Annotated in this window: 12 protein-coding genes; 9 read left to right on the top strand and 3 right to left on the bottom strand. The window is 72.8% G+C overall.

Annotated features, from left to right (window positions below):
* Nucleotides 1-949, bottom strand: a 949-nt coding sequence (sepH, locus tag VFL99_RS14005) for a septation protein SepH (RefSeq protein WP_325106986.1), incomplete at its 3' end; no start/stop codon positions are given.
* 97 nt (nucleotides 950-1046) lie between these two features.
* Here sepH and VFL99_RS14000 point away from each other — a divergent pair.
* The 7 genes from VFL99_RS14000 (at nucleotide 1047) to VFL99_RS13970 (ending at nucleotide 6353) form a co-directional block, all read left to right on the top strand.
* A complete protein-coding gene (locus tag VFL99_RS14000) occupies nucleotides 1047-2165 on the top strand; it encodes a ferrochelatase (protein WP_325106985.1) in 1119 nt (372 codons plus the stop codon).
* On the top strand, nucleotides 2165-3064 hold the full coding sequence (locus tag VFL99_RS13995; RefSeq protein ID WP_325106984.1) for an inositol monophosphatase family protein: 900 nt from the start codon (nucleotides 2165-2167) through the stop codon (nucleotides 3062-3064). The genes VFL99_RS14000 and VFL99_RS13995 overlap by 1 nt, the downstream gene beginning before the upstream one ends.
* Before the next feature lie 332 nt (nucleotides 3065-3396).
* Complete coding sequence (locus VFL99_RS13990) at nucleotides 3397-3696, top strand: DUF4193 domain-containing protein (RefSeq protein WP_325106983.1); 300 nt, start codon at nucleotides 3397-3399, stop codon at nucleotides 3694-3696.
* The gene (gene dut, locus VFL99_RS13985; RefSeq protein WP_325106982.1) at nucleotides 3693-4241 is read left to right on the top strand and encodes a dUTP diphosphatase; all 549 of its coding nucleotides are present in this window, start codon (nucleotides 3693-3695) and stop codon (nucleotides 4239-4241) included. Before VFL99_RS13990 ends, dut begins: the two co-directional genes overlap by 4 nt.
* A gap of 7 nt (nucleotides 4242-4248) precedes the next feature.
* Nucleotides 4249-5094 (top strand): DUF3710 domain-containing protein, encoded by an 846-nt coding sequence (locus VFL99_RS13980; protein WP_325106981.1) that lies wholly within the window; start codon nucleotides 4249-4251, stop codon nucleotides 5092-5094.
* Between the two features lie 70 nt (nucleotides 5095-5164).
* Nucleotides 5165-5596, top strand: coding sequence for an OB-fold nucleic acid binding domain-containing protein (locus VFL99_RS13975; protein WP_325106980.1), 432 nt, complete (start codon nucleotides 5165-5167; stop codon nucleotides 5594-5596).
* The gene (locus tag VFL99_RS13970) at nucleotides 5577-6353 is read left to right on the top strand and encodes a DUF3159 domain-containing protein (RefSeq protein WP_325106979.1); all 777 of its coding nucleotides are present in this window, start codon (nucleotides 5577-5579) and stop codon (nucleotides 6351-6353) included. Before VFL99_RS13975 ends, VFL99_RS13970 begins: the two co-directional genes overlap by 20 nt.
* Here the strand turns inward: VFL99_RS13970 and VFL99_RS13965 are convergent.
* Together VFL99_RS13965 and VFL99_RS13960 are read right to left on the bottom strand one after the other, a co-directional pair.
* Nucleotides 6316-6999 (bottom strand): potassium channel family protein, encoded by a 684-nt coding sequence (locus VFL99_RS13965; RefSeq protein WP_325106989.1) that lies wholly within the window; start codon nucleotides 6997-6999, stop codon nucleotides 6316-6318. The genes VFL99_RS13970 and VFL99_RS13965 overlap by 38 nt on opposite strands.
* 35 nt (nucleotides 7000-7034) lie before the next feature.
* A complete protein-coding gene (locus VFL99_RS13960) occupies nucleotides 7035-7697 on the bottom strand; it encodes a potassium channel family protein (RefSeq protein ID WP_325106978.1) in 663 nt (220 codons plus the stop codon).
* Between the two features lie 70 nt (nucleotides 7698-7767).
* Here VFL99_RS13960 and VFL99_RS13955 point away from each other — a divergent pair, with 70 nt between their 5' ends.
* Together VFL99_RS13955 and VFL99_RS13950 are read left to right on the top strand one after the other, a co-directional pair.
* Nucleotides 7768-9816, top strand: coding sequence for an APC family permease (locus VFL99_RS13955; RefSeq protein WP_325106988.1), 2049 nt, complete (start codon nucleotides 7768-7770; stop codon nucleotides 9814-9816).
* Nucleotides 9813-11102: a class I SAM-dependent RNA methyltransferase gene (locus VFL99_RS13950; RefSeq protein ID WP_325106977.1), complete on the top strand. Its 1290-nt coding sequence runs from the start codon at nucleotides 9813-9815 to the stop codon at nucleotides 11100-11102. Before VFL99_RS13955 ends, VFL99_RS13950 begins: the two co-directional genes overlap by 4 nt.
* The last annotated feature ends 3 nt before the right edge of the window (nucleotides 11103-11105 follow it).

Raw genomic sequence — 11105 nt, 5'->3', positions numbered from 1 at the left:
CGTCGGCCGTCACGGTGGCGTAGGGGATGTCCTCCAGCGGGAGCGCGTCCTCGGGCGGCTGCGGGTCGGCTTGGGGGACGTCGGCGGGTGAACGGCGGTTGCGCCGGCGGCGCCGGCTCGCCCGCGACGCCGCGCTGCGCTCGCGCATCGCCGTCATCAGGTCGACCGGCTCCTCCCGCCCGGAGGGTCCGCCGCCGGCCTTTCCCGGCTGGCCCGGGGAGGCGGCGTCCTCGCCCGAGCGGCCCGCTGCGCCGGCCCCGCTGTCTCCGGAGCGCTCGGTGGCGCGCAGGCCGCCCTCGGCCTCGACGTCATACACCCGCGTGGAGCGGCCGGTGGGGGGCACTCGAGGTGCGGGCAGCGGTCCGGTGGAGGCGGCATCGTCGTCCCCGCTGAGCCAGCGGGCCTCGTCGTCGAGCGGGGTGATCGTCCGGTCCGGCAGGTCGAAGTGCCAGCTGGCCTGCCGCTCCCGACCGCCGGCCGGGAAGGTGACCACCACGGTCCAGGGTCCGTGCTCGACCCGGTGCGCGTCCCAGTAGGCGTGGGTCGGGTTCACGCCACGGTCGCTCAGGCGCTCGGTGGTCCGGGAGTCCAGGGTCGGGGCGACGCCGCCCTGTGCGCGGCCGCGCACCCGCACCGCGCGGGCCAGCTGGGCCACGTGCTCGCGCTCGGCGAGGATCGGGCCCTCGTAGCGGCGGACCTTGTCGACCGACCACCCGGCCTGGTCGGCCACGTCCTCGGCGCTCGCGCCAGCCCGGATCAGCGCCTGCACGTCGCGCGGCCGCAGCCCGCCCTCGACCTCGACGGGCAGGTGGCCCTGGCGTGGCCGCCCCCGTCGGACGGCGGCGCGCAGGTCATCGCTGAGCGGGAGCCGGAATCGCGTGCCGTCGTCGGCGCCGAGCAGCAGGTGCTGGCCGTCCTCGTGCACGCCGATGAGTCGCAGATCCTGCATTCGCCCTCTCCCGTGTTGCGCAAAGCCCGTGTCGAACTCTGCCACCCTCGTGCGCCCAGCACCTAACCGACCACGCCGCTCGGCTAGTTTTGAGCCGATGAGCACCTCCGACCCGGCCCCGCTGGCCCCCTACGACGCCGTCCTGCTGCTCTCCTTCGGGGGGCCCGAGGGCCCGGAGGAGGTCATGCCGTTCCTGCGCACGGTGACCGCCGGGCGCGGCATCCCCGACGAGCGGCTGGAGTCGGTGGCCGAGCACTACCACCACTTCGGTGGCCGGAGCCCGATCAACGACCAGAACCGTGCGCTGCTCGAGGCGCTGCGCCACGAGCTGGACCGTCGGGAGATCGACACCCCGCTGCTGTGGGGCAACCGCAACTCCGCCCCCTTCGTCACCGACACGCTGCGCGAGGCCCACGGGCAGGGGCTGCGCCGAGTGGTGACGATCGTGACCAGCGCGTACTCGTCATACTCCTCCTGCCGGCAGTACCGCGAGGACCTCGGCGGTGCCCTGCAGACGCTCGAGGAGGAGGGGCGCCCGCTCGAGGTCGACAAGGTGCGGCCCTACCCGAACCACCCCGGCTTCGCCCGCGCCAACTGCCGCCTGGTGACCGAGGCGGTGCGAGAGGCGTTGCGGGACACCGATGCCGAGCGCCTCCGGATCGCCTACGTGACCCACTCGATCCCGCTGGCGATGGACGACACCTCCGGTCCCGGCGACGGGGAGGGCAACGCGTACCAGCGCCAGCACGCACAGCTCGCCGGCGCCATCACCGACGAGGTCCGCGCCACGCTCGGCGTCGAGCTCGCCGACAAGCTCGTCTACTGCTCCCGGTCCGGTCGCCCCGACCAGCCGTGGCTGGAGCCGGACGTCAACGACCACCTGGGCGAGCTGGCCGCGGCAGGCGTCGAGACGGTGGTGCTCGCGCCGATCGGGTTCGTCTCGGACCACATGGAGGTCCGCTACGACCTCGACACGGAGGCGCAGGAGACCGCCGACGAGCTCGGGCTGCAGCTCGTCCGCGTGCCGACCGTCGGCACCGACGCGGAGTTCGTCAGCGGCCTTGTGGATCTGCTCGAGGAGCGTGCCGCGCAGGCACGTGGCGTCGAGGTCACCGGGCCGGCCTGGCCCGATCCGCACCCGTTGCCGGCGGTCTGCCCGGCCGGGTGCTGCCCCAACCTGCGCACCGTCCGCCCGGCCGCCTGCGGGAGGGACTGATGGACCGCGCGCCCGTCCCTGCCCCCGCCGAGCTGCGCGAGCTCGAAGCGCTCGCCGTCGAGCTCGCCGTCGCCGCCGGCCGCCTCATCGTCGACGAACGGCCCGACGACCTCGGCGTCGCCGACACCAAGAGCAGCAGCACCGACATCGTCACCGAGATGGACCGACGCTCCGAGCAACTGCTGCGCGCCCGGATCGCCGAGGCCCGCCCGCACGACGCGGTGCTGGGCGAGGAGGCCGGCGCCGGGCACACGCCGCGGGACTGGAGCGGCCTCACCTGGGTGGTCGACCCCATCGACGGCACGGTCAACTACCTCTACGGACTGCCGGAGTATGCCGTGTCCGTCGCCGTCGTGACCGGCGACCCGACCGTGCCCGGCGCCTGGGAGACGGTGGCCGGGGCGGTGAGCCGGCCGTCCGTGGATGAGCTGTTCCACGCCCGCGCCGGTGGAGGCTCCTTCCTCACGACGATGTCCGGCTCGACGGTGTCCGGCTCGACGGTGTCCGGCTCATCGAACAGTGCTGTGGCGCGGCGGCTGCACGTGACGACCGGCGTGCCGGTCGAGCGGGCACTCGTCGGCACCGGTTTCGGCTACCGCAGTGACGTGCGCGCCCGCCAGGGAGCGGTGGCCGCCCAGGTCCTGCCCCGGATCCGCGACCTGCGCCGTGGCGGCAGCGCGGCGATCGACCTGTGCAGCGTGGCCGCGGGCCGGCTCGACGGCTACTACGAGTCCGGGCTGCACCCGTGGGACCTGGCCGCCGGGCTCCTCGTCGTCACCGAGGCCGGGGGAGTCGTGCGCGGTCGGGGCACCGAACCGCCCGGCAGCGCGCTGGTCCTGGCTGCCGCGCCCGAGCTCGCCGACGGGCTCGAGGCGATCCTGGCCGACGTGGCGGGCTGAGCCCCCCGGGTCCGGCCCGCGGCGGGTGGGTGGGCCCGCGGCAGTCGGCAGGTTGCGCCCAGACTGTGGGCAGATTGCCCGGCGAATTCCGCCGTTTCGTCCACCCGCCGGACCCCCTGCTGGAAACCTTCGGCTTCGTAGGGCACAATCCGCCTTCGGTCGGGCACAAAACGCGGGGAGACGGCGTTGTCCTCGCAGACACCGAACGGGCGGTCCCGCCCAGTGTGGGGCGGGTCACAACAGCAGACAGCAACAACAGGGCAATTCGTCCCCGCAAGGGGTATGGGCAACGATCCCCGCAAGGGGAAGGACGATCAGGAGTACCGAACCAGATGGCCACTGATTACGACGCGCCACGCAAGACTGACGACGACCTGAACGAGGACTCCATCGAGGAGCTCAAGTCGCGTCGCGTGGACAAGAACTCCTCGAGCGTCGACGTCGACGAGGCCGAGCAGGCCGAGGGCTTCGAACTGCCCGGCGCCGACCTTTCCGGTGAGGAGCTGTCGGTGCGGGTGCTGCCGCGGCAGGCGGACGAGTTCACCTGCTCGCGGTGCTTCCTCGTGCACCACCGCAGCCAGCTCGCCAAGGAGGTCGGCGGACAGCCGGTCTGCCGCGACTGCGCGGCGTGACCTCGTCCGGCGACGGCGCCGGCACCCCGGTGTCGTTGCGCCGCCTCGACTCCGGCCTCCCGCTGCCGACCTACGCCCACCCGGGTGACGCAGGCGCCGACCTGCACGCCCGGGTGGACGTCACCTTGGCCCCGGGCGAGCGTGCCCTGGTGCCGACCGGGGTCGCGCTGGCCCTCCCCGAGGGGTATGCCGGCTTCGTCCACCCCCGCTCCGGCCTCGCCGCCCGTCACGGGATCACCACGTTGAACTCGCCGGGAACGGTCGACGCGGGCTACCGCGGGGAGATCAAGGTCAACCTCGTCAACACCGACCCACACGAAACCTTCACGGTCCGTCGCGGGGACCGCATCGCGCAACTGGTGGTGCAGCAGGTGGCGAGGGTTCGCTTCGTCGAGGTGGACTCGCTTCCGGACAGCCACCGGGGTGACACTGGACATGGGGCGAGTGGGGGCTTCGGCTCCGGCCGCCCCGCCGCGGACAGCACGCCGGGCATCGACCCCACGCACGACATGACCGACACCAACGACGCGACGACGAAGGACTGAGCAGGCAGTGGGCATCTTCCGACGCAAGAAGGACGTCGACACCGAGGCGGGAGCCGACGACGCCGTACGCCTCGACGAGGCGCCGGACGAGCCGGTCGCCGCGGACCCGGACGACGCCGCCCGTGACGACCGCGCCGAGGACACCGGAGACGAGACCGACGTCGCCGGCGACGAGAGCGAGGACGCCGAGGACGACGCCGCGGGGGCCGTGAGGGTCGACCGCAGCGAGGGACCGTTCGACCGGGACGAGGTGGACGAGCGCGGCCAGCGACTCGACCTCGGCTCGCTGTGGGTCGCCGGGCTGCCGGGCATGGAGCTGCGCCTGGAGGTCGACGAGGAGTCGCAGAACATCGTCGCCGCCAGCGCGCTGCTGGGGGAGTCCGCGGTGCAGCTGCAGGCGTTTGCCGCCCCGAAGTCCAGCGGTGTGTGGGACGACATCCGCGACGAGATCTCCCAGAGCATCACCGCCCAGGGCGGCACCGCCGAGGTCGTCGAGGGACCCCTCGGCCTCGAGCTGCAGACCCGGATGCCGAGCCGGGGGAGCAACGGACGCACCACCTACTCACCGGCTCGGTTCGTCGGGGTGGACGGGCCGCGCTGGTTCCTGCGCGCCGTCGTCTCGGGCAAGGCCGCCGTCGACCCCGACGCGGGCAGCGCCCTGGTGGACTTCATCCGGCAGACCGTCGTCGTTCGCGGGGCCGAGGCGATGGCGCCGCGGGAGCTGTTGCCGCTGCGGCTGCCCGAGGAGATGGCGGCTGCCGCCGAGCAGGCCGGGCAGATCGGCCAGGTCGAGGAGGGGGAGGACCGCTTCGGTCCACTCGAGCGCGGCCCGGAGATCACCGAGATCCGGTGACGGCAGGACCACCACCCCCAAGGCACCGAAGGCACTGAAGGCATTGACGAAGCTGCCAGAGGACCACGAGATGGCACGAGCAACCAAGGTCACCGACAAGGCCCCCGAGAGCGGTCCCCGCGCACAGGGGCTGCTCACCCGCGTCACGGACCGGTTGACCCGATCCGAGGAGGAGCTGGAGGCACGGGAGCTGCAGGAGGACTCCGACCGGCTCGGCGGGACGCCGATCGCCGGGGTCGGGGACCGGCAGCTCGCCAGCGTCTGCGGCACGGTTCGCAGCGTCACCCTCCGCCCCCGGGCCAATGTGCCCGCGCTCGTCGCCGAGCTCTACGACGGCAGCCGGTCGCTCAACGTCGTCTGGCTCGGCCGGCGCCGCATCGCCGGGATCGCGCCGGGCACCTACCTGACCGTGCGGGGCCGAGTGACCTATCACACGGGGACACCGACCATCTTCAACCCCGCCTACGAGATCATCACCGGCCGTGGCCACGCCCAGCGCTGACCACCGCCCCGACGAGGGGACGCAGGAGACCCGCCACGTGGACGCGACGACGGTCGAGGGCCTGATCCGCGCCCGGCTCTCGGCCGCGCTGGGCGGCTTCCGCGGCTCGATGGAGACGGCGCTGCCGACCGTCGCGTTCGTGGTGGCCTGGGTCTGGCAGCACGAGGTGCGCCCCGCCGTCTATGCCGCAGCCGCCGTGGCTGCGGTCCTGCTGCTCGTCCGGCTCGTCATGCGCCAGACCCCGCGCTACGTCCTGTCGGCCGCGGTCGCCACCGCGATCGCCGCGTTCTTCGCGCTGCGCAGCGGCCGGGCACAGGACGCCTTCCTGCCCGGCATCCTCGCCAGCATCGGGTGGGGACTGCTGGCGCTGCTGTCCGTCGTCGGGCGGTGGCCTCTCGTGGGCTTCCTCGTCGCGGCGGGTGACCCACGCATCCAGGAGGACCCGCTCGGCTGGCGGCGCGACCGTGGCCTGGTGCGGGTCTGCCAGCGCCTCACCCTCGTGCTCGTCGGGTTGTATGCCGTGCGCGTCGCCGTGATGCTGCCGATGTACTTCGCCGGCGAGGTGGCCCTGCTGGGGATCGCCAAGATCGTCCTCGGCTGGCCGGCCTACCTCGCCGCGGTGGCGGTGATGGGGTTGATCCTGGTGCGCGGGCGTACCGAGCTGGACCTGCCCGTGACGGGCGTGGAGGACCGGCCTGCCGGGCGGGCGCAGGCGGAGGTCACTCCGGAGGACGCGCCGGGCGCTCGCCCGGACTGAGCATCGACTCCAGCTCGTCCTCGGTGTCCGGGGTGGCGAGGAAGAGCAGCTCGTCGCCGGACTCGATCGCGTCGTCCCGGCTGGGGGCGATCGCCATGTCCTCGCGGATGATGGCGACCAGCACCACGTCCGGGGGGAAGGTGACGTCGCCGACGCGCGTGCCGGCATACGGGCTGTCGTCGGGCAGCGTGAGCTCGACCATGGTGGCCTTGCCCTGCTGGAACTGGAAGATGCGCACGAGGTCGCCGACGCTGACAGCCTCCTCGACGAGCGCGGTCATCAGGCGCGGGGTGGACACGGCCACGTCGACGCCCCAGCCCTCGTCGAACATCCACTCGTTCTTGGGGTTGTTGACGCGGGCGACCGTGCGGGGCACCCCGAACTCGGTCTTGGCGAGCAGCGACACGACGAGGTTGACCTTGTCGTCGCCGGTGGCGCAGACCACGCTGTCGCAGCTGGGCAGCCCCGCCTCCTGCAGCGTGCTGATCTCGCAGGCGTCCCCGAGCAGCCAGGACGCCTCGGGCACGCGGCGGGAGGCCTTGTCGTCGGCGAGCTTGTCGATCAGCAGCACCTGGTTGCCGTTGTGGATCAGCTCGCGGGCGATGGACCGGCCGACGCTCCCCGCGCCGACCACGACGACCCGCATGGGAGTGCGTTCCCGTCTCACCACGTGTGCCTCCCTCATTCCGCCGGCGGGGGCTGGTCGAGGCGTTGCTCGACCACCGGGACATCGGCCGCGCGGGCCATCACGTGCACGAGGTCACCCTCTTGGTAAACGGTCGTGTCGGTCGGGAGGATCCCCTCCCCGAGCCGGGTGAGGAAGGCGACCCGGGTGTCGGAGACCTCCTCGAGCTGGCGGATCGACCGACCGATCCACGAGGGCGCGACCGGCACCTCGATGAGCACGATCTTGCCGCTGGGGTCGCGGTACTCCGACGCGGCACCCTGCGGCAGCAGCCGGCGCAGCGTCTGGTCGGCGGTCCAGCGGACCGTCGCCACGGTGGGAATGCCCAGGCGCTGGTAGACCTCGGCGCGACCGGGATCGTAGATGCGGGCGACGACGTGCTCCACGCCGAAGGTCTCGCGCGCCACGCGCGCGGCGAGGATGTTGGAGTTGTCACCGCTGCTGACGGCCGCGAAGGCGTAGGCCTGCTCGATGCCGGAGTCGCGCAGGGTGTCGCGGTCGAAGCCGACGCCGGTGACGCGGCGCCCTTCGAACTCGGCGCCGAGGCGGCGGAAGGCCGCCGGTTCCTGGTCGATGACGGCGACGTCGTGGCCGTGGCGTTCCAGGTTGCGGGCGAGCGTGGCGCCCACCCGACCGCAGCCCATGATCACGAAGTGCACGCTGCGACGCTACACGAGCAACGGGTGCCGTCGGCGTGCGCCCGCGGTCCTACACTGGCCCATCGTGTCGATGTCAGGACGGGTGCTCAAACGGCTGGTCGTCGGCCGCGCCATGCGCAGCGACAAGCTGGAGCAGACGCTGCTCCCCAAGCGCGTGGCGCTGCCCGTGTTCGCCAGCGACGCGTTGTCGTCGGTGGCCTACGCCCCGGACGAGATCTTCATCACCCTGTCCGTCGCCGGGCTGTCCGCCTACGCCTTCTCCTGGAAGGTGGCCCTGGCGGTCGCGGTCGTCATGCTCACCGTCGTCGCGTCCTACCGGCAGAACGTGCACGCCTACCCCTCCGGCGGCGGCGACTACGAGGTGGCGACCACCAACATCGGTTCACCCGCCGGGCTGACCGTCGCCAGCGCGCTGATGGTCGACTACGTCCTCACCGTGGCGGTGTCGATCTCCTCGGGCGTGCAGAACGCTGCCTCGGCCATCGACTTCATCAACGGCAAGGAGGTCGAGGTCGCCGTCGTGCTGGTCATCCTCCTCGCCGCGATGAACCTGCGCGGGGTGCGGGAGTCGGGCACGGCGTTCGCGATCCCGACCTACTGCTTCATGGCGTCGATCATCGGGATGACGGTCTGGGGCCTGACCCGGTGGGGGTTCGGGGACCTGCCGCAGGTGGCCAGCGCCAAGTTCGACGTCCCCTCGAATCCCGGCTTCAGCCACGGGTTGGCCACCGCCGCGGGGGCGTTCCTGATCCTGCGGACCTTCTCCTCGGGCTGTGCCGCACTGACCGGTGTGGAGGCGATCAGCAACGGGGTACCGGCGTTCCGCAAGCCGAAGAGCCGCAACGCGGCCACGACGCTGCTGATGATGGGCACCATCGCCGTCACCATGCTCATCGGCATCATCGTGCTGGCCAACAAGACCGGCCTGCGCTACGTCGACCCCGACTCCGACATGAGCCGGCTGGTGCTCAACGGCGTGCACGGGCACCAGACGGCGCCGGGCGTGGCCATGTTCGGCGGCTTCGAGTACGACCAGGAGACGGTCGTCGGCCAGCTCTCGCACGCGGTGTTCTCCAACTTCCCGCCGGCCTTCTACTTCACGATCGCGGCCACCGGGGTGATCCTGGTCCTCGCGGCGAACACCGCGTTCAACGGCTTCCCGGTCCTGGCCTCGATCCTCGCTCGCGACGGCTTCCTCCCGCGGCAGCTGCGCACCCGCGGCGACCGGCTCGCCTACAGCAACGGCATCATGATCCTGGCGGCCGGCGCGATCGTCCTCATCGTCGCCTTCGACGCCCAGGTCACCCGGCTGATCCAGCTCTACATCGTCGGGGTGTTCGTGTCGTTCACGACGAGCCAGATCGGGATGATCCTGCACTGGAACCGCCACCTGCGCCGCGAGGAGGACCGCCGGGTGCGGGGCCGGATGATGCGCAGCCGCGCGATCAACGGTCTCGGCGCCGCCATGTCGGGCACCGTCCTGATCGTCGTGCTCGTCACGAAGTTCACCAAGGGCGCGTGGATCGCCATCGCCGCGATGGCCGTGCTGTTCATCCTCATGCGCGCCATCAAGAAGCACTACGAGCTGGTCCGCGAGGAGCTGGCCGTGCACGAGGGCGACAGCGACGTGGCCACGCTCCCGTCCCGGGTGCACGCGCTGGTGCTGGTCTCCCGGATCCACAAGCCGGTGCTCCGGGCGCTCGCCTACGCCCGGGCGACGCGCCCCTCGATCCTCGAGGCGATCACCGTCGACGTGGAGCCGGAGGAGACCCGCGCGCTGCAGCAGGAGTGGGACGCCAAGGACATCCCCGTTCCACTGAAGGCGCTGGACTCTCCCTACCGCGAGATCACCCGCCCGGTCATCGACTACGTCAAGTCCATCCGGCGGGACAGCCCCCGCGAGGTCGTCGTCGTCTACATCCCCGAGTACGTCGTCGGCCACTGGTACGAGCAGATCCTGCACAACCAGAGCGCCCTGCGGCTGAAGGCCCGGTTGCTGTTCACCCCCGGCGTCATGGTCGCCAGCGTCCCGTGGCAGCTGCAGTCCTCGGTCGGCGCCGAGAACCGGTATGACGGCCCGCGCGCCGGGTCGGTGCGGCGCGGCATCCGTCGGTCGTGACCTCCGTCGACGCCGCCTCCGGCCGCGGCCGTGACGCCACTCCCGGCGACGGTTCGCCGACGGTCGGCACGCTGCTCGAGCTCGACGTCGGGCCGGTCGCCCACGGCGGCCACTGCGTCGCGCGGCACGAGGGCCGGGTGGTCTTCGTGCGCCACGCGCTGCCCGGCGAGCGGGTCCGGGCGCGGGTCACCGAGGGCGGCGAGGACGCTCGCTTCCTGCGGGCCGACGCCGTCGAGGTGCTCGCCGCCTCCTCGCAGCGAGTCACGCCGCCGTGCCCCTATGCCCACCCCGGCGGATGCGGCGGCTGCGACTGGCAGCACGCGGCGCCCGCCTACACCCGGGAGCTCAAGGCGGCCGTCGTCGCCGAGCAGCTGCACCGGCTGGCCGGCCTCGACCGGGAGGTCGCGGTCGAGCCGGTGCCGGGCGACCAGCAGGGGCTGCGCTGGCGCACCCGCGTGGAGTTCGCCGTCGACGAGCGCGGCCGCGCCGGGCTCCGGCCGCACCGCTCCCACGACGTGATCCCGGTCGAGGACTGCCTGATCGCCACCCGTGCCGTCGTGGACAGCGGTGTGCTCCAAGCGGAGTGGGAGGGCTGCTCGGCCGTCGACACGGTCGCCCCCGGCGGGCGAGCCCCCGCGGTGACCGTGCCGGTGCCGCGTGGCCGCGCCGACCGACGCGGTATGCCCGTCCCGACCGTCCGCGAGCGCGTCACCACCCCGACGTGGTCGGGGGAGTTCGACGTCAGCGCCCGGGGCTTCTGGCAGGTGCACGTCGGCGCCGCGGCCACCTTCGTCGAGCACGTGCTGCGGGAGCTGGCGCCCCGTGAGGGCGAGCGCGCGCTCGACCTCTACTGCGGCGTGGGGCTGTTCGCCGCGGCGCTCGCCGACGCGGTGGGACCCTCCGGCTCCGTGCGGGCGGTCGAGGCCGACCAGCGCGCGGTCGTCGACGCCCGGGCCAACCTCGCCGACCGCCCGCAGGTGCGGGTGCGGCGCTCACGGGTGGACCGCGAGGTGGCGATGCTGGCGCGTCGCGGTGGCACCACCGACCTGGTCGTCCTCGACCCGCCGCGCACCGGTGCCGGCCGGGCGGTCGTGCGGGACGTGGCCGCGCTGCGTCCCCGGCTGGTCGCCTACGTCGCGTGCGACCCGGCCGCGCTGGCACGCGACCTGGCCTACGCACGGGAGGCCGGCTACGGCATACGGTCGTTGCGGGCGTTCGACGCCTTCCCGATGACGCACCACGTGGAGTGCATCGCCGTCCTCGAGCCGCACCCCACCTCCGACTGACCA

It is taken from the genome of Segeticoccus sp., from assembly GCF_035708005.1.
The sequence above is the reverse complement of the archived record's forward strand: the minus strand, read 5'-3'. Positions and strand labels throughout refer to the sequence as shown.